The organism is Sphingomonas brevis, assembly GCF_023516505.1.
GTDB lineage: Bacteria > Pseudomonadota > Alphaproteobacteria > Sphingomonadales > Sphingomonadaceae > Sphingomicrobium > Sphingomicrobium breve.
In genome coordinates, this window is the sequence record NZ_JAMGBB010000001.1 from 383851 (window position 1) to 407470 (window position 23620).

The 23620-nt window shown below is 62.5% G+C and carries 23 protein-coding genes; 10 read left to right on the forward strand and 13 right to left on the reverse strand.

Annotated elements, in window-relative coordinates; all coding sequences use genetic code 11:
- Window positions 1-6 precede the first annotated feature (6 nt).
- Entirely contained in the window at window positions 7-933 is a 927-nt protein-coding gene (locus tag LZ518_RS02080; protein ID WP_249914389.1) for a cytochrome c1, read from the forward strand.
- A gap of 89 nt (window positions 934-1022) precedes the next feature.
- A complete protein-coding gene (locus LZ518_RS02085; protein WP_249914390.1) occupies window positions 1023-1553 on the forward strand; it encodes an adenine phosphoribosyltransferase in 531 nt (176 codons plus the stop codon).
- Here the strand turns inward: LZ518_RS02085 and LZ518_RS02090 are convergent.
- Window positions 1550-2002: a MaoC family dehydratase gene (locus tag LZ518_RS02090; protein WP_249914391.1), complete on the reverse strand. Its 453-nt coding sequence runs from the start codon at window positions 2000-2002 to the stop codon at window positions 1550-1552. The genes LZ518_RS02085 and LZ518_RS02090 overlap by 4 nt on opposite strands.
- A 99-nt stretch (window positions 2003-2101) precedes the next feature.
- Between LZ518_RS02090 and LZ518_RS02095 the strand changes: the two genes are divergently transcribed.
- The 3 genes from LZ518_RS02095 (at window position 2102) to LZ518_RS02105 (ending at window position 6633) form a co-directional block, all read left to right on the forward strand.
- Complete coding sequence (locus LZ518_RS02095) at window positions 2102-3697, forward strand: tetratricopeptide repeat-containing sulfotransferase family protein (RefSeq protein WP_348538660.1); 1596 nt, start codon at window positions 2102-2104, stop codon at window positions 3695-3697.
- 104 nt (window positions 3698-3801) lie between these two features.
- A complete protein-coding gene (locus LZ518_RS02100; protein ID WP_249914392.1) occupies window positions 3802-6429 on the forward strand; it encodes a TonB-dependent receptor in 2628 nt (875 codons plus the stop codon).
- A 12-nt stretch (window positions 6430-6441) separates the two neighbouring features.
- Complete coding sequence (locus tag LZ518_RS02105; protein WP_249914393.1) at window positions 6442-6633, forward strand: hypothetical protein; 192 nt, start codon at window positions 6442-6444, stop codon at window positions 6631-6633.
- Between the two features lie 172 nt (window positions 6634-6805).
- Here LZ518_RS02105 and ychF read toward each other — a convergent pair whose 3' ends face one another.
- Together ychF and LZ518_RS02115 are read right to left on the reverse strand one after the other, a co-directional pair.
- Window positions 6806-7906: a redox-regulated ATPase YchF gene (gene ychF, locus LZ518_RS02110; RefSeq protein WP_249914394.1), complete on the reverse strand. Its 1101-nt coding sequence runs from the start codon at window positions 7904-7906 to the stop codon at window positions 6806-6808.
- Window positions 7907-8032: 126 nt separating this feature from the next.
- Window positions 8033-8632 (reverse strand): TIGR02466 family protein, encoded by a 600-nt coding sequence (locus LZ518_RS02115; protein ID WP_249914395.1) that lies wholly within the window; start codon window positions 8630-8632, stop codon window positions 8033-8035.
- A 110-nt stretch (window positions 8633-8742) separates the two neighbouring features.
- Between LZ518_RS02115 and LZ518_RS02120 the strand changes: the two genes are divergently transcribed.
- Entirely contained in the window at window positions 8743-9402 is a 660-nt protein-coding gene (locus LZ518_RS02120; protein ID WP_249914396.1) for a TIGR02466 family protein, read from the forward strand.
- On the forward strand, window positions 9399-10040 hold the full coding sequence (locus LZ518_RS02125) for a TIGR02466 family protein (RefSeq protein ID WP_249914397.1): 642 nt from the start codon (window positions 9399-9401) through the stop codon (window positions 10038-10040). The genes LZ518_RS02120 and LZ518_RS02125 overlap by 4 nt, the downstream gene beginning before the upstream one ends.
- On the opposite strand, the gene pth is transcribed toward LZ518_RS02125, so the two are convergent.
- On the reverse strand, window positions 10000-10581 hold the full coding sequence (gene pth / locus LZ518_RS02130; RefSeq protein WP_249914398.1) for an aminoacyl-tRNA hydrolase: 582 nt from the start codon (window positions 10579-10581) through the stop codon (window positions 10000-10002). The genes LZ518_RS02125 and pth overlap by 41 nt on opposite strands.
- 62 nt (window positions 10582-10643) lie before the next feature.
- Between pth and LZ518_RS02135 the strand changes: the two genes are divergently transcribed.
- A complete protein-coding gene (locus LZ518_RS02135; RefSeq protein ID WP_249914399.1) occupies window positions 10644-11885 on the forward strand; it encodes an aspartyl/asparaginyl beta-hydroxylase domain-containing protein in 1242 nt (413 codons plus the stop codon).
- Between the two features lie 74 nt (window positions 11886-11959).
- On the opposite strand, the gene LZ518_RS02140 is transcribed toward LZ518_RS02135, so the two are convergent.
- The 3 genes from LZ518_RS02140 to LZ518_RS02150 all read right to left on the reverse strand — a co-directional run bounded on the left by LZ518_RS02140 (window position 11960) and on the right by LZ518_RS02150 (window position 14627).
- The gene (locus tag LZ518_RS02140; protein WP_249914400.1) at window positions 11960-12637 is read right to left on the reverse strand and encodes a 50S ribosomal protein L25/general stress protein Ctc; all 678 of its coding nucleotides are present in this window, start codon (window positions 12635-12637) and stop codon (window positions 11960-11962) included.
- 108 nt (window positions 12638-12745) lie between these two features.
- Window positions 12746-13495, reverse strand: a complete 750-nt coding sequence (locus tag LZ518_RS02145; protein ID WP_249914401.1) for a TraB/GumN family protein — start codon at window positions 13493-13495, stop codon at window positions 12746-12748.
- Between the two features lie 232 nt (window positions 13496-13727).
- Entirely contained in the window at window positions 13728-14627 is a 900-nt protein-coding gene (locus tag LZ518_RS02150) for a TraB/GumN family protein (protein WP_249914402.1), read from the reverse strand.
- Window positions 14628-14752: 125 nt separating this feature from the next.
- Between LZ518_RS02150 and LZ518_RS02155 the strand changes: the two genes are divergently transcribed.
- Both LZ518_RS02155 and glyS read left to right on the forward strand, forming a co-directional pair.
- Entirely contained in the window at window positions 14753-15613 is an 861-nt protein-coding gene (locus LZ518_RS02155; protein ID WP_249914403.1) for a glycine--tRNA ligase subunit alpha, read from the forward strand.
- Window positions 15610-17661 carry a glycine--tRNA ligase subunit beta gene (glyS, locus tag LZ518_RS02160; RefSeq protein WP_348538661.1) on the forward strand — a complete coding sequence of 684 codons (2052 nt, stop codon included), beginning with the start codon at window positions 15610-15612 and terminating at the stop codon, window positions 17659-17661. The genes LZ518_RS02155 and glyS overlap by 4 nt, the downstream gene beginning before the upstream one ends.
- 84 nt (window positions 17662-17745) lie before the next feature.
- Here glyS and LZ518_RS02165 read toward each other — a convergent pair whose 3' ends face one another.
- The 6 genes from LZ518_RS02165 to LZ518_RS02190 form a co-directional block, all read right to left on the reverse strand.
- Window positions 17746-18051 carry a hypothetical protein gene (locus LZ518_RS02165; RefSeq protein WP_249914404.1) on the reverse strand — a complete coding sequence of 102 codons (306 nt, stop codon included), beginning with the start codon at window positions 18049-18051 and terminating at the stop codon, window positions 17746-17748.
- Between the two features lie 81 nt (window positions 18052-18132).
- Window positions 18133-19122, reverse strand: coding sequence for a type II secretion system F family protein (locus LZ518_RS02170; protein WP_249914405.1), 990 nt, complete (start codon window positions 19120-19122; stop codon window positions 18133-18135).
- Window positions 19123-19136: 14 nt separating this feature from the next.
- Complete coding sequence (locus tag LZ518_RS02175; protein WP_249914406.1) at window positions 19137-20111, reverse strand: type II secretion system F family protein; 975 nt, start codon at window positions 20109-20111, stop codon at window positions 19137-19139.
- 70 nt (window positions 20112-20181) lie between these two features.
- The gene (locus tag LZ518_RS02180) at window positions 20182-21450 is read right to left on the reverse strand and encodes a pilus assembly protein CpaE (protein ID WP_249914407.1); all 1269 of its coding nucleotides are present in this window, start codon (window positions 21448-21450) and stop codon (window positions 20182-20184) included.
- A gap of 2 nt (window positions 21451-21452) precedes the next feature.
- Entirely contained in the window at window positions 21453-22085 is a 633-nt protein-coding gene (locus LZ518_RS02185; RefSeq protein WP_249914408.1) for a CpaD family pilus assembly protein, read from the reverse strand.
- Window positions 22086-22108: 23 nt separating this feature from the next.
- Window positions 22109-23620, reverse strand: coding sequence for a type II and III secretion system protein family protein (locus tag LZ518_RS02190; protein WP_249914409.1), 1512 nt, complete (start codon window positions 23618-23620; stop codon window positions 22109-22111).

A 23620-nucleotide genomic window follows, 5' to 3' on the forward strand; every position in this document is an offset into this window, starting at 1 on the left:
CGAAGAATGTTTCGCTGGATTGCCGGTATTGTCGGATTTGCCTTCGCCGCCGCCGTGCTGGTGGCGTTCGGCAGCGACCTCAGAACTTATTTCAAGGCGCCGCCGGAAGCGACCGCGGAGCATGAATTTCATCGTGAACATAAGGAGCTGAAGCTTGCCTCGGACGGTCCGTTCGGCCAGTTCGACAAGCAGCAGCTGCAGCGCGGCTTCCAGGTCTACAAGGAAGTCTGTTCGGGCTGCCACAGCCTGACCCGCGTCGCGTTCCGCGACCTTCACCAGCTTGGCTATGAAGAGGCCGAGGTGAAGGCGATCGCCAACCAGTGGCAGGTCGAGGTTCCAAGCGTGAACCCGGATACCGGCGAGCCGGCGACCCGCAAGGCGGTTCCGGCTGACCATTTCCCGTCGCCTTACGCCAATGAAACGGCGGCACGCGCGGCCAACAACAATGCGCTTCCGCCCGACCTGTCGCTGATGGCCAAGGCGCGCGAAGGCGGGGCGGCCTATGTCTATTCGATCCTGACCGGCTACCAGAACCAGCCGGCCGAGCTGCTCGAGAAATTCCCCGCGGCCAAGACGGCCCAGGGACTTCACTACAACCCCTATTTCGCCAATCTGAACCTGGCCATGCCGCCGCCGCTGACCAGCGAGGGGCAGGTAACCTATGCTCCGGGCAATCCCAAGCCGACTGTGGACCAGATGGCCAGGGACGTTTCGGCGTTTCTGGTGTGGACCGCCGAACCGAATCTGCAGGGACGTCACAAGTCCGGCTGGCCGGTGGTGATCTTCCTGATCATCGCGACCCTGCTGGGCTTTCTCAGCTATCGCGAGATCTGGGCCCAGGCCAAGCGCAAGGTGCCTTCGAAGGGACCGTCAGCCCCCGCGAGCAAGGCCAAACGGACCCGCACAAGCAAGAAGGCCGGCGTTACCGGCTGATCGTCATTGCGAGCGCAGCGAAGCAATCCAGCTGGCAACTCTGGATTGCTTCGTCGCTTTTGGCTCCTCGCAATGACGGGGAGGTGAATATGAACGACGAGCTCAAGGCGCTGGTCCGCACCATTCCCGACTTTCCCAAGCCGGGCATCCAGTTTCGCGACGTCACCACGCTGCTGCTCGACAGCGGCGGCGTCGCGCGCACCATCGATGCCCTGGCCGAGACGGTGGACGGACCGGTCGACCTGGTCGCGGCGATCGAGGCGCGCGGCTTCGCCATTGGCGGTGCGCTGGCGGTGAAGCTCAATGCCGGGCTGCTGCTGATCCGCAAGGACGGAAAGCTTCCTGGCACTACAATCGCCGAGGATTATGCGCTGGAATATGGCAGCGACAGGTTGGCGATGCATGTCGATGCCTGCGCGCCGGGGGACCGTGTGCTGATCGTCGACGATCTGCTGGCAACCGGCGGGACCGCATTGGCGGCGGCGCGGCTGATCCGGCGTGCAGGGGGAGAAATCGCAGGAGCGCGCTTCGTCATCGACCTGCCGGACCTTGGTGGCGGAAAGGCGCTGGCGGAAGCCGGTATCGATCACGCCAGCCTGTTCGAGTTTGAAGGCGACTAAGCTGCCTCCGGCCGCCGGAGCATCATCACGATCGACGTGAATCGCATGACCGGGACATCGTCCTGGTTGGTGACGGTGTTCTCACTGCGGATAACGCCAATGGTCGGCTTGGATCGTGACGGAATGCTCTCGACCACCTTGCCGCGGACGGTCAACCGGTCACCGGGATAGACCGGCCTAAGCCAGCGGAGCTCGTCGATCCCGGGCGAGCCGAGGCCGGCTTGCTCGGTATCCACGACATGGCGGGCGATCACCGCCATGGTCATGGCGCAGGTGTGCCAGCCCGATGCGGCCAGCCGGCCGAAATGTGTCTTGGCCGCGGCCTCGTCGCTGAGGTGAAACGGCTGTGGGTCATATTTCCGCGCGAACTCCAGTACTTCGTCGCGCGTGACGTCATAATGGCCAAACAGGGTTTCGGCCCCGACTGTGCAGTCTTCAAAGTAGATCATCTTCGCCTAATCGCCGCTTTGTCCCCGCAAGGAAAGTGGCAAATTGAAACTTTGTAAGTCTACTTGGCGGACTGAGATTTCGCGGGCTAGGAGAAGCGGGTGGGGAACGAGGGCGCACATCGCTGGCATCCAAAGCTGATCGAAGCGGCGGCGGCGCTTACCGAAAACCGGTTGGACGTGGCCGAACGAATCCTGAAGCCATATCTCAAGGAAGATCCGTTCGATGTCCGCGCGATCCGCATGCTGGCCGAGCTGGCGGCCCGGATCGGACGGCTGAATGATAGCGAGACACTGTTGCGGCGCGCGCTGGAGATAGCTCCCAATTTCCATCCGGCCCGCACCAATCTGGCAATGGTTTTGGGCCGCCTCGGCAGGCCGAACGAAGCGCTTGAACTGCTCGACGAGCTATTCGAGGCGGAACCGGAATCCGTGCGCAACGTGAATCTGAAGGCGGCCACGCTCGGCCGCCTGGGCGATTTCCAAAATGCGATACAGCTCTACGAGCAGGTGATTGCACATGCGCCCAGCCAACCACGCGTCTGGATGAGCTATGGCCACGTCCTAAAGACGGTAGGTCGGCTTGAGGAGGGGATCGCGGCCTACCGCAAGGCTTTAGATCTGAATCCAACTGCCGGCGAGGCATGGTGGAGCCTGGCCAATCTCAAGACGGTGCGGTTCACCGAGGAAGATATCGCCGCGATGCAACGAGCGTTGGCGAGCGCCGACCTACGAGATGACGACCGTTTCCACCTGGACTTTGCGCTGGGTAAAGCGTTTCACGACGCCGAGCGCGGCGAAGAGGCCTTCGCGCACTACAGCGCCGGCAATGCCCTGCGCAGAAAATATCATCCGTTCCGTCAGAGTGACGTCGCCCAGCTGGTTGACCGCAGCATTGAATTTTTTACGGCGGAGGTCCTTGCCGGACTGGGGGGGTGCGACGCTCCCGATCCGATTTTCGTTGTGGGCATGCCGCGGGCCGGATCGACGCTCGTCGAGCAAATCATTTCGTCGCATAGCCAGGTGGAAGGTCTTTCGGAGTTGCAGGACATGCCGGCCTTGGCGCGGGAGGGCGGGCGACGCTATCCCATCGGCATTACGGCACTTGGTGCCGACGAGCGGCGACGGTCGGGCGAAGACTATCTGATGCGGGCGTCGGTTCAGCGAAGGACCGAGCGCCCCTATTTCATCGACAAGCTGCCCAATAATTGGATGTTCGTCCCGTTCATCCACATGATCCTGCCGAACGCCAAAATCATCGATGCCAGGCGGCATCCGCTCGGATGCTGCATGTCCAATTTTCGCCAGCATTTCGCTCGGGGCCAGGATTACACCTACTCTCTCGGCGACCTTGGCCATTTTTACGCCAACTACGTTCGCCTGATGGCGCATGTCGACACGGTGCTTCCGGGACGCGTCCATCGCGTGATCTATGAGCGCATGGTGGATGACACTGAAGCCGAGGTCAGGGCACTGCTTGATTACTGCGGCCTCGAGTTCGAGCCGCAGTGCCTGGAATTTCACAAGACCGAGCGCGCCGTGCGCACTCCAAGCTCGGAGCAGGTGCGCCAGCCGATTTATCGCGACGCGACGGGGGAATGGCAACGCTATGAGAAGTACCTCGGACCGCTCAAGGAAGCGCTCGGGGAAGTGCTCGATGCCTATCCGGACGCACCCGCGTCGTTTTTGCAACGCTAGAGAGCGAAATTCATCGAATTGGTGCACCGCCGCAACGGATGGTCGTTGACAAGCAACAGCGGCTCTGTCGCTATCGTGACATATGAGTTTCAATGGGGGCATTGATGGCTAATCGTACATTTCGCGCGCTGACCTGGGGCCTGCTGGCGACCACGGCCTTTATCCAACCTGCGTTTGCGCAAGATGCGGGCGCGGCACCAGGTCCGGTACCTCAAGAGCCCGCGTCAGCCGCGACTGCGGCGGCGCCCGAACCCGAAGGCGACGTGATCATCGTCACCGCGACCAAGCGCGAAGAGAATCTGCAGGACGTGCCGATCAGCGTCCAGGCGATCGGCACCAAGAGGCTCGACCAGCTGAACATCTCCAACTTCGAGGAGTATACCAAGCAGCTGCCGTCAGTCAGCTATCAGACGATCGCGCCGAGTGCGACGGTCGTCTACATGCGCGGCGTGGCCACCGGCGGCGACGGCAATCACACAGGCTCCTTCCCCTCTGTGGGATCGTATCTCGATGAGCAGCCGATCACGACCATCGGGGGGACACTCGACGTCCACATCTACGACATCGCCCGGATCGAAAGCCTCGCCGGACCGCAGGGCACGCTTTACGGCGCATCGAGCCAGGCCGGCACGATCCGCATCATCACCAACAAGCCGGAGCTGGGAGTAACCAGCGGACGGATCGACGGCGAAATCAACAAAATCGCTCATGGCGGTTGGGGCGGCAGCCTCGAGGGGATGATCAACCTCCCCGTCGCCGATAATATGGCGTTCCGGGCCAGCGCCTTCTACCAGCGCGACGGCGGATATATCGACAATGTGTTCGGCGAGAAGACCTATTGCGGCGATAAGGTCTTCGGTCCCGACGGCTCCGACGAAGATGGCCCCGATGACGATCTCGATCCCGATATCATCGGGTGCGTCCGCAATGGCACCCACATCGAGAATTCCCAGTTCGTTAAGAAGAACTTCAACACGGTGAAGACCTATGGCGGGCGTGCCGCGCTGAAGATCGACCTGGATGACAATTGGACGATTACGCCGACGATCATGCACCAGAACCAGAAGACAAAGGGCGTCTTCTTCATGGACGAGGCGTTGGGCGACCTTGAGACGCAGCGGTTCCGGGAAGAGCCGTCGAAGGACAAGTTTACCCAATATGCGCTGACGGTCGAAGGCAAGATCGGCAGCTTCGACATCACTTACGCCGGTGCCTATATGCACCGGCCCAACTTCGCGGTCGGCGACTATGTCGACTACACATATGCCTACGATCAAGCTTACGAGCCCGACGGCGGCATTGTGAACTACCTCTATTATTATGACGACGACGGCAATCTGATCGATCCAACGCAGTACATCACCGGCGGAAACAATTTCAAAAAAATGAGCCAGGAGCTGCGGATCGCCTCGCCAGCAGAAAACCGCTTCCGGGTGATCGCGGGCCTATTTTACCAGCGGCAGGCGAACGACATTCTTCAAGAATATCATGTCGACAATCTGGCAACCCAGCTGTCGGTCAATGGTCATCCCGGCCTCATTTGGCTGACCAAGCAGGAACGTATCGACCGCGACTATGCAATATTCGGGGAAGCCAGCTTCGACGTCACGCCCAAGATCACGCTGACGGGTGGTGGACGCTATTATAAATTCAACAATACGGTGTTCGGCTTCGCCGGATTCGGCCGCGATTTCAATGGGCCTCCTTTCAATGCAGCCGGCAGTAGCAAGACCGGCATCCCCCAGTGCTTTACCGAGAGCGGATTGACGTACCGGGAAGCGCTGTTGGCGGGCGAGGACACGACCCTGATCCTCGACGGCGCGCTAGATGACACGCCCTGCATCAATGTCGGCAGGTTTGAGGATGGCGAGGTCAAACCGAAGCAGAGCAAGGACCATGGCTGGACGTACCGTTTCAACGGAACCTGGAAGCCGCAGGAAGACCTGATGTTCTATGCTACCTGGTCAAAGGGCTTCAGACCGGGCGGCATCAATCGCCAGCCTGGCCTCGCCCCCTACGATCCGGACTTCCTGATCAACTATGAACTGGGCTGGAAAACGACCTTTGGACCGTTCCGGTGGAACGGTGCGGTCTATCACCAGAAATGGGAGAAATTCCAGTTCAGCTTCCTGGGCGAAAACAGCCTGACGGTTGTTCAGAACGGGCGAAACGCCGGGATCAACGGCATTGAGAGCGACATCAATTACTCCAGTGGCGGCTTCACCCTGAACGCGGCGGCCGCCTATACGGACGCCAAAACGACGGACAACGTTTGCGGGGTGGCCGGCAACCCTGAGCCGGATTGCCACCTCCTGCTGGATGACAACGGCACCCCAGACCCCTCTGATGACGTTTTCGACGAGATCACGGCACCAGATGGAACCCGGTTGCCGATCACTCCCAAATTCTCATTCTCGGCGACGGCACGCTACGCCTGGAACATGGGCCCCGGCAGGGCACACGTGCAGGCCGGCCTAGTCTATAAGGGTTCTTCGCGTTCTGCCCTCAACACGGCGGATCAAGAGTCGACCGGGACGCAAGAGGCCTACACTTTGGTTGACCTGTTCGCGGGTTACGATTGGAAGCAATACAACTTCGAATTGTTCACCACGAATCTCTTCGATGATCGCAATCAGCTGTCGCGTTTCACGGTCTGTGGCGGATGCTCGAACGTCCACATCGTGCCCGGCCGTCCGCGGACGATTGGCCTCAGGCTGGGAGCGAAATTCTAGGGAGGGCCACCTATGACCGGCCGGCCGTTCACGCTGATCGCCGCGATCGTCTTCGCGCTGATCGCGCTGGTTCACGCCTATCGGATCATGACCGAGTTCCAGGTGGTGATCGGCACGCACGTGATTGCGCAGGGCGTCAGCTGGGTCGCGCTGGTCATTACCGGAGCGCTCAGCATCGGCCTGTTCCGTGAGGCGCTGCGGTAAGGTTGTGAGCGTCACGGGAGTAAATCATCAGCCGTTTCGACATGCTGGGGGCATGTCGGCCATGCGGCTGATCGTCGATCGGGTTCAGCTTCGCTGACCCGTCGGCCGACATTCGCCATCTCTTCGCGCTGTTCCGGCGACGCTCCGCGTCGGCGTCACTGCGCTCGGCGGCTTAGACGTTAAACTTGAAGTGGAGGACGTCGCCGTCCTTTACCACATATTCCTTGCCTTCCTGCCGGAGCTTGCCGGCGTCGCGTGCGCCGGCTTCTCCATTGAGCGCAATGTAATCGTCATAGGCGATGGTTTCGGCGCGGATGAAGCCGCGCTCGAAATCGGTGTGGATCTCACCGGCCGCCCGAGGTGCCTTTGAACCTTTTTCGACCGTCCAGGCGCGGGCCTCCTTCGGACCGACAGTGAAGAAGGTAATCAGATGGAGGAGGTCGTAGCCGGCGCGGATGACGCGGGTGAGGCCGGTCTCGTGCAGGCCCATCTCCTCGAGGAAGGCGATGCGCTCGTCCATGTCCATGGTGATGAGGTCCGCCTCGATGGCGGCCGAGACGATGACCGCATTGGCGCCTTCGGCCTTGGCTTTGTCGAACACGCGCGCCGATTGGGAATTGCCCTCGGCGGCCTCGTCCTCATTGACGTTGCAGACGTAAAGGACCGGCTTGGCAGTGATCAGCTGAGCCTGGCTAAAAACGCGCGCCTCTTCATCGTCCTTGGGCTTCGTAAGGCGCGCCGGCCTGCCTTCGCGCAGGAGGTCGAGAGCCTGGCCCAGTACCGAAGCGGCAATTTTAGATTCCTTGTCGCCCTGCTGGCCACGCTTGACGAGGTTGGGAACTCGCTTCTCGAGGCTTTCGAGGTCGCTCAGCAGCAGCTCGGTTTCGACCGTCTCGGCATCGGCGATCGGGTCGACCTTATTCTCGACATGCTGGATGTCGTCATTCTCGAAGCAGCGCAGGACATGGACGATGGCATCGACCTCGCGGATGTTGCCGAGGAACTGGTTGCCAAGCCCTTCGCCCTTGGACGCGCCCTTAACCAGGCCGGCAATGTCGACGAAGGCAAGCTGGGTCGGAATGATCTTGGCCGAGCCGGCGATCGCGGCAAGCTTGTCGAGGCGCGGATCGGGCACCGCGACCTGACCGACGTTGGGCTCGATCGTGCAGAAAGGATAATTGGCCGCCTGCGCCGCCTGAGTCTCGGTCAGCGCATTGAAGAGGGTCGACTTGCCGACGTTCGGCAGGCCGACGATGCCGCATTTAAAGCCCATGAATCACTCCGTTCGATCGTCATTGCGAGGACCCCGGACTTGATCCGGGGAACGCGGCAATCCAAGCGCCTCTGGATTGCTTCGCTACGCTCGCAATGACGGATTGGCGGGCCTCATAGCGGCGCTTCACGCGAAATTGAAGCTGATGCTTAGCCGGTCGGCCTTCGCGGTGCCCGGCAGCACCTCGTGGCGCAGCCAGCTTTCCCACATCAGCAGCAGGCCCGGCTCCGGCTCGACGGCAACGAAAGGACGCAGATCGTCGGGGGCGTCTTCGCGGCGGACCGGCGCGGCCATCATCTGCCCCAGCCGCGGATCTTCGAAACGGATCGCTCCGCTGCCCTTCGGCGCCTCGACGTAGAGGGTGCCGGAGATGATCGAGTGGGGATGGATGTGCCCGGCATGATGGCCGCCCGGCTTCAGCAAGTTGACCCAAATGCTGTCTAGCTTCGGCTTGCGGGCAAGATCGAACGCAACTTCGCCGGCAAATTCGGCGGCATGGCGGGCAAGCAGCTTTCGTAGATCCTCAAACGCCGGGTCCCGTCGCGGCAGGTCGTTCAATGAGGCATAGCTGGTATAACCCGCATAGCGCTTCTCGCGGCTCCATCGCTTTCCGGCATCGTCGTCGGTGGCAAAAATCCTGATCGACCGCGCGAGCTCGGCGAGCAGCCGCTGGTTGTCGATCCTGGCTTCGTAAAGGCGTGTCGCGAACAGGCTTCGGGCAGGCATCCGACAAGCTTAGCCTCTTGCGCTCGGCCCCGCGAGAGGCTTTGACGTCGACCAGGCGCTACGAACGGCAGTGCAATACGACGAACGGCGATAACGCAGCGGGGGATAAATTGGCGTTCAAGCTTGACCGTGTGGATGAAGTGTTCCCGACGCCGCTGCTGCGGTTCGAGGTAGCGGACGCCGACCGGCTCAACCGTAACTTGATGAAGGAAATCGCCGCGCGCCAGAAGGCCGAGGGCGGCATGAACCGCAGCAACCGCAAGGGATGGCACAGCGAACGCGATCTGTTCGACCGTAAGGAGCCGGCCCATTCGGAACTGGCGCAAATGCTGCTTCGAATGATCGCGCAGGCGACCAAGCACTATGCGCCCAATACCGATTTCACCGGCATGGAGATCCTTGCAGACGGCTGGATCAACGTTAACCAGCGCGGCGCCTATAATTCGCCTCACGACCATGTCGGGAGCTTCTGGTCGGGCGTCTATTACGTGCAACAGCCGGAAGACGTCGAAGGCCATAGCGGAACAATCGAATTTCTCTCGCCGCACAAGGCGTTGCAGGGCAGGGGACTGATCGAGGCACCGATAACCGCCGACAAGATGACGGTCAGGCCGAAGGCCGGAATGGCCATCCTGTTCCCATGCACGCTGGTCCACTGGGTCCACCCCAACGACAGCGAGACCGACCGGGTGACGATCGCATTCAATGCTCATTTCCGCCGGCGCCAGCCGGTCGGGCCAGGCCAGGCGATCCGGAGCCGCAAGAGATGAGCTATTCGCTGGTCAAGGTCGACAGCCTCTTTCCGGTCCTGCTTTTCCGCTACCGGATCGATCAGGACGGGCTCAACGAGAGGCTTGCCAAGGAAATTGCCGCGCGTCGCAAGGCGGAAGGCGGCATGGCCAACAGCGGACGGCTAGGCTGGCAGTCGGAACATGATTTTTTCATGCGCCAGGAACCGGGGCACGCCGCGCTGGCGCGTTTGATCGGCCAGGTCATGAAGTCGACAATCCAGTCGATCGATCCGGCGGCCGATTTGGCCAAAATCCAGGTGACGATGAACGGCTGGGTCAACGTCAACCCGCCGGGCGGGTACAACGGGCCGCACCAGCATACCGATGCGGTGCTGTCAGGCGTCTATTATATCGACGTTCCGCGCGGTCCGTCGGAAAAGGGCGGGGCAATTGAGTTTCTGTCACCTCATCCGGTGCGGCTGCTTGGCGGCTTGCTGAAAGCCGACATGTTCGCCGAGCGGGTCCACATGCAGCCCAAGGCCGGTGACATGGTGATCTTCCCCGGCCAGTTGCCGCATTGGGTCCATCCCAACGATAGCGGCAAGCCGCGCATCACGGTTGCCTTCAACGCGAGGATCAGTCCGCGGCGCCCAGCCGCCGCGCAATCTCGCTCATGAAGCGGGCGTCGTCTCCGTCCGCCAGCCACTCGGCCTCGGCAGCGATCGCACCAAGCAGGTCGGACAGCGGCTCCATCTCGCTCTTGGCGTAGTTGCCAAGCACGTGGGGCGTGACCTTTTCCTTCTGGCCTGGGCCCGGATGGCCGATGCCGATACGCACGCGGCGGAAATCCGGCCCCAGGGAGGCGTTGATCGATCGCAGGCCGTTATGACCGGCCAGTCCGCCGCCAACCCGCACCTTGACCTTGAATGGGGCCAGGTCGAGCTCGTCATGGAAGGCGGTCAGCGCGCCGACGTCGAGCTTGTAGAAGTTGAGCGCCTGTTGAACCGCATCACCGCTGTCGTTCATGTAGGTTTGAGGCTTTAGCAGCAGCAACTTGTGGCGGTTGATCCTGCCTTCGCTGACCAGGGCGCGAAACTTCTTCTGCCATGGGCCAAAGCCATGGACCTCGGCCACGGCATCGACGGCCATGAAGCCGACATTGTGTCGATGCAGCGCATATTGCGCGCCAGGATTACCGAGGCCGGCCCAGATTTGCATCGTCGGTCCTTATCAACTTTAGGCCTTCAGCCCATAAGAGAATTGATGCTAGCCATGCGCCGATGAGCGAGGCCGAAACATTTGGTGAGCTGCTGGCCAGGGCCAATCGGGAGAATATTGACGGCAATCCGGCCGGAGCAATCGAGCAGCTGAACCGGGCGCTAATTCAATCGCCGGGAAATCCTTCAGCCCTCAATATGATGGGCTTGATCCTGATGAATGGCGGACGACACGGCGATGCGGTCGCCGCATTCGAACGGGCCGTGACCTCCGATCCCGGCGCTCCGCCGCTTTGGCTGAACCTTGGAACCGCGCTGGAGAAGGCCGGACGGCCGAAGGACGCGCTCGGCGCATTGGACAAAGGGCTTGAGTGCGATCCCTATTATTTGCCCGCGCTTCTCAAGAAAGGGCAATTGTACGAAGCCCTTGGACAGAGCGATCTTGCCGTCCGCAGCTACCGCGCCGTCTTGCAGGCCCTGCCGGCGACCGGAGGCTTGCCGCCGGAGTTCGACCAGGCGCTGGCGCGCGGCCGCGCGCTGGTCGCCGATGATGCCCGTCAGCGCCGCGAGCGGTTGGGCGCGATCGACGGGCTCGCCAACGTCAGCGGGTCGGGCGCCAAAGCCTATCTCGACCAGATTTGCGGGCTTCGCCAAGTCTATGCCCCCGCTCCAACCGGGCCGCATTTTCCGTTCCTGCCGGCCCCTGAGTTCTTCGACCGCGACCTGTTTCCATGGTTCGACCGGCTGGAGGCTGGCGTTGAGGCGATCCGGGACGAGTTGCTCGACCTGTGGCGAGAGGATGCGCCGGGTTTCGAACCCTATATCCAATATGATCCGACCAAGCCGCTGAACCAGTGGGTAGAGCTCAACAAATCGCCACGATGGAGCGCCTATTCATTGTGGACTAGCGGCATGCGGGAAGAGGCCAATTGCTCTCGCTGCCCGAGGACGGCCGAGATTCTGGCAGGCCTGCCGCTGCTCGATATTCCCGGCAAGGGCCCCGCCGTCATGTTTTCCATCCTGGCGCCGAAGACGCGAATTCCGCCGCATACGGGAACGACAAATATCAGGTCGGTCGTTCACTTGCCCCTGGTAGTCCCGGATGGCTGCGGCTTTCGCGTCGGCGGCGAGATACGCCAATGGGTCGAGGGAGAGGCTTGGGCGTTCGACGACACTATCGAGCATGAGGCCTGGAACGACAGCGACCGGCCCCGCGCGATCCTGATCATCGATGTCTGGAATCCATATCTAAGCGAAGCCGATCGGGACGTCGTTCGCCTATCGGCACCGGAAATCCGGCTTTAGCATTCGCGCAAAGAAAAACGCCCACCCCGCGGGGCGGGATGGGCGTTCTTGTTCGATTGGCTTGTGCGGGAAGCTTAGGCTTCGTCGCCACCCTCGGCGGGGGCTTCGCCTTCGCCTTCAGCCTCATCCTCACCAACGGTCGGGACTTCGCCCTCAGCGGCGGTCTCTTCCTCTTCGGCCTTCATCGCCGACGGAGCGACGATCGTCGCGACGGTGAAGTCGCGGTCGTCGATCGCGGCCTTGGTGCCCTGAGGCAGCTTGACGTCGCTGATGTGGATTGAATCGCCGATGTCGAGGCCATCGAGCGGGATGTGGATCTCTTCCGGAATGTGGGCCGCGTCGCACACCAGCTCCAGCTCGTGCTGGACGATGTTGAGCACGCCGCCACGCTTGAGGCCCGGCGAAGCTTCTTCATTGTCGAAGCGGACCGGGATCGCCACGGTGACCTTGCTGTGTTCGCCGATGCGCAGGAAATCGACATGGATCGGGCGGCTGCTGACCGGGTGGAAATCCACCGCCTTCGGCAGGGTCCGGTTGGGTTTGCCGTCCAGCTCGATCATGACGACCGAATTCATGAAGTGCCCGGTGTGGAGCATCTTCGTCAGGAGCTTTTCCTCGACGTGGATCGAGAGGGCTTCCTTCTTGTCGCCGTAAACCACGGCGGGGACCCGGCCTTCGCGGCGCAGTGCACGGGAGGCTCCCTTGCCAGCCCGATCGCGCGCTTCGGCGGGCAGCGTCAGCTGTTCGCTCATTTCGCATTTTCCTTCGTTAAACTGCCCCGCCACGCCTCCAGGGATGACCATGGGTGGGCAAGCGCGCGCCTATAGGGGCGAGGGCCCCGTTTGGCAAGTTTGGGCGTCCTAGCTGACGCGCGCTGCCGTAATGCCGCGCGCGGCAAGCCACGACTGGACGCTGTCCTTGCCGGCGAGATGACCCGATCCGACGGCGATGAACACCGTCCCAGGCTGTTGCAGCCGGTCGGAAATCCACTGGCCCCAGCGGGCGTTACGGTCGGCGATCAGCATCCGATAGGCGGTCGGCGACTTCGCCGCGAAGCCGGCCAACATGTCGGAAAATGCGCCGGTATCGCCCCTGGTCCAGGCGCCGAGCAAATCGTTGAGAGTGACGGTCACGGCCGGCGTGGTCGACGCGGCAGCCGCGCCTGGCGGCGGAACCGGGATATTGGCCAGCGCCTTGAGCTGGTCCTCGAACTTTTCAAGCCCTCCGACCGGCTTGCCGGCGCCCTCGGCTACCCGGCGAAGGACCGCGTCCGCCCCATTTTCGACCGACATGCCGATGCTCCGACCGGTGCCGATGGCGGCCTGGGTCTGGGCCATGAATGGCTTCATCCGGCGCTTGCCGTCGGCGGTCACTTCGGTCACCTCGGGCCTTGCGGTCTCCTGAAGAGCGCGCGGGTCGGCTGGTACAACAGTCTCCAGCACCAGCTCTTCCGAGGCGTCGAACGCGGTCCGGACCTTGTCGCCGAACCAGGCGGTGCGGTTGTCGAGCGAATGGAATGTGCCGAACAGGTAGATGGTCGTGTCGGCGTCGCGGATTACCCAAAGTGCCGGCGTCGCATGGACCACGCTGGCCGCGCGGATTTGGGGCATTGGCGCCGCCTGAAGCGCGCCGGCAGTCGATGTCGGCAGCATAGCGAGCATGCCCGCAAGGACCGTCGCTGCCGTTTTGATGGGCGCGATACGCCTGGCGCCAAATCGAGTCCGTTCCATTGGCGACCCCCCGCCGATTGAGGTCTAAACAATTGGCCAATAATGATTAATGGTCAACGAACCCAGCGAGGATTTCACCTAGTTTGCGACGAAAAGAGCCTGAGGCGCGGGATTATTGGACGCGTGTGACTTTGACGCCATCTTTCTGGAGCATGCTCACCACCGACTGATCGCCGGCAAGGTGGCCGGCGCCGACCGCGACCAGGACCGTGCCAGGCTTGTCCAGCCGGCTCTGCACCCATTGAGCCCAATTGGCATTGCGGCGGACGAGCAGCGCATCCTTGAGCTCCGCCGCATCGCTGAGCTCGGCATTGAAGCTGTCGGCGATCGCCTTGACGTCGCCCTTGCTCCACGCCGCCAGCATTCCGCCGAACTGGTCCTTCATCTCGCCGGCATCGTCGAGCACACCGATCAGGAATTCGCGCTGCGCTTTCTCGGACAGCTTGTCGAAGAAGCCGAGCTGCTCGGCATTGGTTTCAAGCTGGTCGATCGGCTTGCCGCCGTCTTCGAACTGCTTGCGCAGGACCGATTCCACTCCGGAACTGGGATCGAGGCCCAGATCCTTGAACTGGACGCCAAGCAGCAGGAATGCCGCGGCCCAGGTTTCCATCTTGTCGAGCGCCTGCACTGGAATACCCGACTTGGCGATCGCGTCGTCGAGCGCCGCCTTTCTGTCAGCCGGGATGCGCGCGGACAGCGGCGGAAGGCCGGGAGAAATGGCGAGCTTGAACAGTTCGCCCATGGTAGCCGCCGGATCCTTTTCATCAACCACGGTCTCGACGATCAGCGTGTCCGATCCGGCAGCGACCTTGTCGAATGCCGGGCTTCGCCACACCGTGCCCTTGGGCAGCAGATGGATGGTGCCGAACAGATAGATTGTGGTGTCGCTGTCGGCCACTTTCCACAAGGCCGGGCTGGCGGCCTTGGGCTCCGCCGCCGGGGCAGCGCAGGCAGTGGCGGCAATGGCGCCAAACGCGGCCAGCTTGCGGACAAAACGCTTTAACAGGCTCATATCGGTGCCAACTCCCTCGATCTTTGCGGCCTAGGTAAGCAGCCCATAGCTTAACGTCCACTTGCCGCCGCCCATTTCATCGGCCAAAGCCCGACGAATTCGTATCGTTACGGGAAATCCAACGCGTGAGCCTGAGTTTCCAGGACCTGATCCTGACCCTGCACCATTATTGGGCCGAGCGGGGCTGCGTCATCCTGCAACCCTATGACCTGGAAATGGGGGCCGGCACCTTTCATCCGGCAACGGTGCTTCGGGCGCTTGGGCCTGCCCCTTGGAAATGCGCCTATGTCCAGCCGTGCCGGCGCCCGACCGACGGCCGCTACGGCGAAAATCCGAACCGGCTGGGGGCATATTACCAGTATCAGGTGATGCTGAAGCCTAGCCCGGAGAATCTGCAGGAGCTTTATCTCGGTTCGCTGGATGCGATCGGGATCGACCCGTTGAAGCATGACATCCGCTTCGTCGAGGACGATTGGGAAAGCCCGACGCTCGGCGCCTGGGGGCTCGGCTGGGAAGTGTGGTGCGACGGGATGGAAGTAACCCAGTTCACTTATTTCCAGCAGGTCGGCGGGTTCGACTGCAAGCCGGTGTCGGGCGAGCTGACCTACGGGCTCGAGCGGTTGGCTATGTACATCCAGGGCAAGGACAATGTGTTCGACCTGGCGTTCAATAATGACGGCGTCACCTATGGCGACGTGTTCCTGGAAAATGAGCGCGAAATGTCGAAGTGGCATTTCGAGGTAGCCGACACCGACCGGCTGTTCGACCTGTTCAAGCAGGCGGCCGCGGAAAGCGAGAATAGCCTGAAAGCCGGGGTGCCGATTGCCGCCTATGAGCAGGCGATCAAGGCCAGCCATATCTTCAACACGCTGCAGGCGCGGGGCGTCATCTCGGTCGCCGAGCGGCAGGCCTATATCGGGCGGGTCCGCGACCTGGCCAAGGGCGCCTGCGGGGCGTGGATGACCCATATGGGGTATGAAGCGTGAGCGCGGATTTTCTCCTGGAACTGCTGTCCGAGGAAATCCCGGCGCGGATGCAGGCCAAGGCGCGCAACGACCTGGCGCGGCTGTTCGCGGAGAAGCTGGCCGACGCCGGGCTCACCCACTCGGGGATCACGACTTACTCGACCCCGCGGCGGTTAGCATTGATCGCCAAAGGCCTCCCCGAGACGACCGAAGCGGTGAGCGAAGAATTGAAAGGCCCGCGGACGTCGGCGCCGCCCCAGGCGCTCGAGGGTTTCCTGCGCAAGACCGGCCTTGCCCAGGACCAGCTTGAGGATCGCGACGGCACCTGGTTCGCCGTGATCGACCGGCCGGGGAGGGCGGCCAGCGATGTGCTGGCGGAAGCGATCGCCGCGATCGTGCGCGAATTTCCCTGGCCGAAATCAATGCGTTGGGGCGCGAAATCTAACACAACTTCTTCGCTCCGTTGGGTCCGGCCGCTGCATTCGATCGTCGCGTTGCTGGGCGAGGATATCGTCCCGGTCGAGGTCGACGGGGTGGAATGCGGAGCGACCACTTTGGGTCATCGATTCCATCATCCCGGCCCGATCACCATCGGCGGTGCGCACGACTATGTCGAAAAATTGCGGGCCTGCCATGTGGTGGTCGATCAGGAGGAGCGCGAGGCGACCATCCGCGACGGAGCCGCCGAGCTGGCGAAGTCGGCCAAGCTGACCTTGGTCGAAGATGAAGGCCTGGTGATTGAGAACGCCGGCCTGACGGAGCTGCCCAAGGCACTGCTGGGTTCGTTCGATCCGGCCTACCTCGATGTGCCGGAGGAAGTGATCCAGCTCACCGCGCGCATCAACCAGAAATATTTCGTGATGCGCGATGGCGAGCAACGCAGCCATGCCGGGGGCATGGCGAGTAGCGGAGCGGGGAAGCTGGCACCGCGCTTCGTCTGCGTCGCCAACATCGATGCCAAGGATGGGTGTGAGGCAATCGTCGCCGGCAACGAGCGCGTTCTCGCGGCGCGGCTGGCCGATGCTCGCTTCTTCTGGGAACAGGATCTCAAGGTTTCGCTGGAGGACCTTCTGCCGAAGATAGACCAGATGCTGTTCTATGAAGGCATGGGAAGCCTGAAGGCCAAGGCCGAAAGGATTGCCGCGCTTTCAGAAGCCATTTGCAAGCGCTGGTTTCCCGATCGCGATCCCGAGACTGCCTATCGCGCGGGGCTGTTGGCAAAGGCTGATTTAGCCAGCGGAATGGTCGGCGAGTTTCCTGAGCTGCAAGGCGTTATGGGCGGCCACTATGCTGAGCGCGCCGGGGAAAAGCCCGGCCTGGTCTCTGCACTCAAGCAGCAATATCAGCAGGTAGCCGATGGCTGCATTCCTGCCTGTGTTGCGCTGGCCGACCGGATCGATACGCTGGCGCAGTTCTTCTCGAAAGGGATCAAGCCGACCGGGTCAAAGGACCCGTTTGCGCTTCGCCGCGCGGCATTGGCGGTAATCCAAACCATTTTGGCGAACGAGACGCGCATGAGCCTGCGCGAGGCGTTTGGCCTCACCGACGCCGAGGCCGATGTCGAGGAGTTGATGGCGTTCTTTGCAGACCGGCTGAAGGTACAGCAGCGCGACGCCGGGGTTCGCCACGATTTGATCGATGCGGTGTTTGCTCTAGGCGGCGAGGACGATCTGGTAAGGCTGCTGGCGCGGGTGAAAGCGCTGCAGGGCTTCGTCGAAACGCCCGAGGGCGCTAATCTGCTGGCCGGCTACAAGCGCGCGGCAAATATCCTGAAGAAAGAAAAGTGGGAGCAAACCGCGGCGGGCGACGCTGATGTCTTGACTGAAGAGGCTGCGCTTAGGGACGCGCTGGACAATGCCGGGCCGCATGCAGTCGAGGCGGTCGAGAATGAGGACTTCACCGGCGCGATGACCGCCCTGGCGAACCTGCGCGGGCCGATCGACGCCTTCTTCGACAAGGTGACGGTCAATGACGCCGATCCGGCGATCCGCGCGCGGCGGCTAAACCTGCTCGCGCGTTTCCGCGACGCGGTTCACACCGTGGCTGATTTCAGCAAGATCGAGGGATAAGTCGTCATTGCGACCCCGGCCCACGCCGGGGGAAGCAATCCAGGCTGGATCGCCGCGTCGCTGCGCTCCTCGCGATGACGGCAGCTAAGCGTCGCGTTCGTCGACCACGCCGTCAGCATTGCGATCGCCTTTCAGCGCCGCGGCGCGCAGGCTGTCCCTCTCCCGCCATTCCTTTTCGCGTTCGGCGTGGGTTCGCTCCAGCTCGGCGCGGCGATCGACCTCATTATTGTAGCGGTGCTTCCACTTCCGGCCGCCTCCGGAAAAGATGAAGCCGCCGATGAACAGGCCAAGCAGGAATACCAGCAGGACGATGATCCACTGGTCGGTGGAGAATTGCAGCATTTCGATCCCCTGAAACTTGAGTTGCCGGGCATCAACTGCCGTTCCCACCTTTCCGTTCCCGAAACGAGGACCGCCGCCGCTCCCTCGAGAGAGAGCGACGGCGGTTTACCCCACCCCCGAACCTAGCCGTTACTTGAACAGATTGTCGCTGATCGAGCAGGCCGCCGGACCCAGGATGACGATGAACAGGGTCGGCAGAATGAAAAGGATCAGCGGAATGGTCATGATCGCCGGGAGGCGAGCCGCCTTTTCCTCGGCGCGCATCATGCGCTCGTTACGGAACTCGGCCGACAGCACGCGCAGCGCGGAGGCGAGCGGCGTACCGTATTTCTCGGTCTGGATCATGGTCGTGACCACGCCGCGAACGGCGTCGAGGTCGACGCGCATGGCGAAATTCTCAAATGCCTGGCGGCGCTCGGCGAGGAATCCCAGCTCAATCGCGGTCAGGCCGAATTCGTCGCCCAGCTCCGGATAGGCCTTGCCCAATTCCTTGGCGACGCGGTTGAACGCGGCGTCGACGGTGAGGCCGGCTTCGGCGCAGATCACGAGCAGGTCGAGCGCGTCGGGCAGGCCCTTGCGAATGGCGTCACTGCGCTTCTTGACCTTGTTGGTCAGCCAGACGTCCGGCGCCTTGTAGCTGCCGACCAGCGTGCCGGCGACGAAGGCGTATTTCTTGAACCACGACCAGCCGGGGAAGAAGTCGACGCCGTAGATCAGTACGACCGCGCCGATGCCGAGCACGACCGGCAGGACGAAGCGGGCGAAGATGATGAAGAAGGCCAGATCCTTGGTCCGGATGCCGGCCTGCATCAGGCGGATCTGGGTCTTCTTGATCTGGTCGTCCTGCAGCATCTTGAAGCTGCTGAGGATGCCGCGCACGCGATCGGCCGCGACATTCTTGTTGGTCAGCTTCTTGCGCTTGTTGGTCGAGGCGACGATGCCGGCCTTCAATTGCTCACGGCGCTCGTTGAGCGCCTTCACCCGGCGAGCCATTGGATCGCGGACGGTGGTCGCCGCATAGAGCGCAACGATCACCGCGAGCGTCGCCACCGCGCTGAGCACGGTCGCCACCCAGATGACGTCGACGCCGAGTAGAGTAGGTCCGGTGGAAGTTTCCATCGCTATGGTTTCCGCTAAATCTCGAAGCTGACCATCTTGGCCATGATGAACACGCCAATGCTCATCCAGCACAGCCCGCCAAGGCCTGCGACCATCAGTCGCTGGTCAGTGAAGAAGCCGCTCATGTAGTGTTGGTTCACCATGTACACCATCGTGAAGACGATGAACGGCAGCGAACCGACGATGTAGGCAGACGCTTTCGATTCCGAACTCATCGCCTTGATCTTGAGCTTCATCTGCCCGCGCTTGCGCAGCACGTCGGCCAGGTTGGACAGAGTTTCCGCCAGGTTGCCGCCCGTCTCGCGCTGGATCGCCAGTGTGATGACGAAGAACTGGAACTCGGCGGTTCCAAGACGATCCGACGTCTCCTGCAGTGCAGCTTCCATCGTCCGACCGATCTTCATCTTGTCGGAGACGGAGCGGAATTCGATTCCGACCGGACCGCCGATTTCGCCGGCGACGATGCCGAGGGTCTCGGTGATCGGCAGACCCGAACGAAGGCCGCGGACCATCAGTTCGATTGCGTCGGGGAAGTTCGAATTGAACTGGTTGACCCGGCGCTTGATCAGGAAACCGACCACAAAATGCGGGATGGCCGCGCCGGCGAACAGGCCGACGAAGAACGCCAGGAAGAAGGGCATGCCCTGGATCATCAGCAACGCGGCGATGAACGCCACAATGCCGAGTGACGCCATCATATACTTGCCGAGCGTGATGTTCTTGCCGGTGCGGTCGAGCCGCTGGCGCATCAGGGCGGGCTTGGGGATCAAAGTCGAAGCCCAGCTGTCTACCCGGCTGGCACGGGCAGCCATCAGCTTGCGGATCTGCGCCTGCGCGTTAGCCGCCAGCACGCCGCCTTCGCCGTGACGCTCCTTGATCAGTTCGACCCGGCGCTTAAGCGACCTGCGCGGATTGGGCCCGCTCATTGCCTGATTTGCAAGCAGGAGCACGCCCAACACGCCGACCGCCACGATGATGATGTAGATCATGATCCGTCCGTTCGTCCTGCCCATTGTTGCGAACGGGGAGGGCAGGGCCCTCCCGCGGTCGCGCTACTCGTTACGCGGCCTTGTCTTTCGGCTTGGCCAGCATCGACTTCAGATTGTCGACCAGCGACTTGCCGCCGGCAGCCGCCTTGGCTTCCGACGTCGCGCCTTCCTCGCTGGCATGGCTGAGCACCATGTTCGCCAGCTGGGTGAACGGCGCGGCCATCTTGCCGGTCGCAATCTCGGCCATCGGCTTGCCCAGCTTGGCGGCCTGGGCCGCGACCTTGCGGTCTTCCGGGAAGACGATATCGACATCGCGCTCGATCGACTGCTCGAAATCCTTCTTGCTGATTTCCAGCGCGCCGCCCGAAGGCACGCGATTGGCGGCAACGATCACCTTGGTCTGGGGCGCATTCGACTTGATCCAGGCAAGCACCCGGATCGTGTCGCGCGTCGCCGCCAGGGTCAGTTCGCTGACAACCAGCGCAACATGGGCGTCATGGACCATGTGCGGATACTGGATCAGCATCTGCCGCGGAAGATCGAGAACGGTCGATTCGAACGCGTTCTTCATCTCCTCCTGGAGCTGGAAGAAGGCGGTGCCATCCGTGATCAGCGGCTGGTGAAGCGGAGCCTCGGCCGACAAGACCGAGAGCCGTTCGTTGGCGCGGATCATGGCGCGCTCGATGAACAAGCCATCGATGCGGCTCGGATTTTCGATCGCGTCGGTGAGACCGCGTCCGGGCTCAAGGTCGAGCGCCAGCGCACCGGTGCCGAAATGGACATCGAGATCCAGCAAAGCGGTTGAGCGGTGCGACTTCTCGCCCATCAGCCAGGCCAGGCTGGTAGCCAGGGTCGACGCGCCAACGCCGCCACGAACGCCGATCACGGCGGTCAGGACATGCGGCTTGTCGGCCTGCGCCTCGCCGCGCGGACCCGACAGGATCGACTGGGCATGAGCGAAGGTATCGCGCAGCTGGTCGACCGTGAACGGCTTCAGCAGATAGTCGTGGATGCCGCTGGCGACGAGGTCGCGGTACAGGCGGACATCGTTGACCTGCCCGGAGGCGATCACCACCGTGCCCGGCTCGCAAACCTCGGCAAGCGCGTTGATGTCGTTCAGCGGGTCGGCTGATTCAGACAGGTCGACGAACAGGATCGTCGGGCTGGCCGAAACCGACAGCGACTGGACCGCGTTGCGCAGGCCACCCTTGTGGACCTTTTCCGGCGACCAGCCATGCTCGACCGCAACCGGACGCAGCATGTCGGCCGTCGCATCATCGCAGACGAAGGCGGTGAAGGGGTCACGCAGACCCGCACGCGCTTGGAACGGAGCGTTCATCACTAGTTGCCCTTCTTCGTATTGAGATCCTGCAAGCCCGTCGTGCCGGTCGGCTTCGCCGTGCGATAGGTGTTGACCGCCTTGGTCGCGGTCACACTATCAACCACGGTGCTGCCCTCGCGCCCGTGGACCAGGTCCTCGGGGTTGGCGACCATTGCGGCCAGGTTGGCGTTCACCGAGCAGCCCAAACCGGACATGCTGTTATTCTGTAGATTGGGCTGCGATGGCGCCGACCAGTTCGGGCAGTTCGGAACGTTTGCCCGTGCGCGGGTCACGACCACGCGGACGGTCCCTGGCTGGATCGCACCGGCCGTGACCGGGGCGCCATTGCTGACCATCATGCCAAATTGACCGGCGATGCGGGCGACGTCGGACTTCGCTTCATAGGCATCCAGGCCATCGACGTAGATCGAGTCCCCGTAGCCCAGCTGCAGCGACCGGAACCAGCCGTCCAGGCGACCCGCTTCCGACGACGGCAGCGATCCACCCGGAGCAGCGAGATCGAACGCATAGTCCGCCCGGGTCACGACCGGAACATTGACCGGTTCTACGCCCCGCAAGGCCTCGGTCGGCTGGTCATGAGTGCACCCAGCAACCGCGGCGGCGAGAGCCAGAAGAGTGAAATGACGGTACATCGTCTGATCCTTCCTTTGCGCGGTCACAGCTTGAACCCGGGGGTTGCCGGCGCGGCAGTTGTCGCGGCGGCGCCGGTAACGGCGGGCGCCGGAGCAGCCTGAGCCGGGGCGGGGCCCGACACGCCAGTGTAGCTCTGGCCTTCAAATACCTGCTGCATCGCCGTTGGCGCGCGATAGCCATTGGTCGGCGCGGCCAGCTGGTTCGACACCGGCCGGACCAAATACGGCGTGACAACGATCACCAGCTCGGTTTCCGCGCGGCGATATTTGGTCGAGCGGAACAGCGCGCCAAGGATCGGCAGGTCGCCGAGGAACGGCGCCTTGTCGACATTGTTGGTATTGGCGTTGCGAAGCAGGCCGGCGATCATGAAGCTTTGGCCAGATCCAAGCTCCACCGTCGTTTCGGCACGGCGGGTGGTCAGCGCCGGGACGTCAAACCCGTTAAGACGGATCGAGCCCTCGTTCGACAATTCGCTGACTTCCGGACGGACGCGCATCGAAATGCGGCCGTCGGCGAGCACGATCGGAGTGAACGCAAGCCCGACGCCATATTGCTTATATTCGATCGTCACCGAGCCAAGGGCCTGCGAGATCGGCACCGGGAACTCGCCGCCGGCAAGGAAGCTGGCGGTTTCGCCTGACAGTGCCGTCAGGTTCGGTTCGGCAAGGATCGTGACCAGGCCGTCATTCTCGGCAAGGTCCAGCGTCGACAGGATGTCGAGGCCGAGCAACTTGCCGGCGAAGCCAAGCGAAGTACCGCCCGGGATCACATTGAACGACTTCGGAATGGCAGCGGTGCTGCCGTCCGGCGAAGCTGGCGATCCGAACGTGCCGGGGTTGCCCTGGCCCAGTCCGAACTGGAAGCCGCTGGTCGCGTCGCGGGTCAGGATGTTGACGCCGATCGACCTGATCAGGCTGCGGCTGACCTCGGCAATGCGAACCTTGAGCGTGACCTGCAGCGGCGTCGCGGTCTTGAGCCGGTTTACCACGCAGATTTTGCACATCGCGCCTTCTTTCGACATGTCGACGCCAGGATTAAGCTCGCTGGTGGCCAGGTCGATTGCAAAGGCTGCGTCTTCAGGCGACGCGACGGTACCGCTCAGGATGGCCCGCTGGCCGACCGTTTGAACTTGGATATTCGAGTCCGGCATTGCTGCCCTGAGCACTTCGCGGATCGAAGGAAGGTTCGAACTGACCCGGACGTTGGTGCCGTAGACCACCGATCCGTCGGCCGCAGTGGCGATGACGGTAGCCTCGCCGAACTCCTTGCCGAACAGATTGATCTGGTTCGGGTTGCTGACATAGACGTCGGCAACGCCAGGGTTGGAGGTCCAAACGTCCGCAACCTTGCGCGGCAGGCGGATCATCTGGCCTTCACCGACCGACAGCTGGACCTGCGTGGTGGGACGATAGGTCCCGGCAGCGGCCGGCTTTGCAGCGGCGGGCGTGGCGACGACGACTGAGCCGAGGCTCAGGGCCAGTGCGGCAAGGGCGGTGCCCAGGCGCGCCTGGCGACGGACGGAGATACTGGTCAT

What these genes read in the sequence shown, in the direction of transcription:
- LZ518_RS02175 (WP_249914406.1), bottom strand. Translation starts at nt 20,111, where the DNA reads ATGATCTACATCATCATCGTGGCGGTCGGCGTGTTGGGCGTGCTCCTG.
- LZ518_RS02185 (WP_249914408.1), bottom strand. Translation starts at nt 22,085, where the DNA reads ATGTACCGTCATTTCACTCTTCTGGCTCTCGCCGCCGCGGTTGCTGGG.
- LZ518_RS02170 (WP_249914405.1), bottom strand. Translation starts at nt 19,122, where the DNA reads ATGGAAACTTCCACCGGACCTACTCTACTCGGCGTCGACGTCATCTGG.
- LZ518_RS02105 (WP_249914393.1), top strand. Translation starts at nt 6,442, where the DNA reads ATGACCGGCCGGCCGTTCACGCTGATCGCCGCGATCGTCTTCGCGCTG.
- LZ518_RS02145 (WP_249914401.1), bottom strand. Translation starts at nt 13,495, where the DNA reads ATGCCCCAAATCCGCGCGGCCAGCGTGGTCCATGCGACGCCGGCACTT.
- LZ518_RS02080 (WP_249914389.1), top strand. Translation starts at nt 7, where the DNA reads ATGTTTCGCTGGATTGCCGGTATTGTCGGATTTGCCTTCGCCGCCGCC.
- pth (WP_249914398.1), bottom strand. Translation starts at nt 10,581, where the DNA reads ATGCAAATCTGGGCCGGCCTCGGTAATCCTGGCGCGCAATATGCGCTG.
- LZ518_RS02135 (WP_249914399.1), top strand. Translation starts at nt 10,644, where the DNA reads ATGAGCGAGGCCGAAACATTTGGTGAGCTGCTGGCCAGGGCCAATCGG.
- ychF (WP_249914394.1), bottom strand. Translation starts at nt 7,906, where the DNA reads ATGGGCTTTAAATGCGGCATCGTCGGCCTGCCGAACGTCGGCAAGTCG.
- LZ518_RS02140 (WP_249914400.1), bottom strand. Translation starts at nt 12,637, where the DNA reads ATGAGCGAACAGCTGACGCTGCCCGCCGAAGCGCGCGATCGGGCTGGC.
- LZ518_RS02180 (WP_249914407.1), bottom strand. Translation starts at nt 21,450, where the DNA reads ATGAACGCTCCGTTCCAAGCGCGTGCGGGTCTGCGTGACCCCTTCACC.
- LZ518_RS02090 (WP_249914391.1), bottom strand. Translation starts at nt 2,002, where the DNA reads ATGATCTACTTTGAAGACTGCACAGTCGGGGCCGAAACCCTGTTTGGC.
- LZ518_RS02085 (WP_249914390.1), top strand. Translation starts at nt 1,023, where the DNA reads ATGAACGACGAGCTCAAGGCGCTGGTCCGCACCATTCCCGACTTTCCC.
- LZ518_RS02100 (WP_249914392.1), top strand. Translation starts at nt 3,802, where the DNA reads ATGGCTAATCGTACATTTCGCGCGCTGACCTGGGGCCTGCTGGCGACC.
- LZ518_RS02115 (WP_249914395.1), bottom strand. Translation starts at nt 8,632, where the DNA reads ATGCCTGCCCGAAGCCTGTTCGCGACACGCCTTTACGAAGCCAGGATC.
- LZ518_RS02190 (WP_249914409.1), bottom strand. Translation starts at nt 23,620, where the DNA reads ATGACCAGTATCTCCGTCCGTCGCCAGGCGCGCCTGGGCACCGCCCTT.
- LZ518_RS02125 (WP_249914397.1), top strand. Translation starts at nt 9,399, where the DNA reads ATGAGCTATTCGCTGGTCAAGGTCGACAGCCTCTTTCCGGTCCTGCTT.
- LZ518_RS02150 (WP_249914402.1), bottom strand. Translation starts at nt 14,627, where the DNA reads ATGAGCCTGTTAAAGCGTTTTGTCCGCAAGCTGGCCGCGTTTGGCGCC.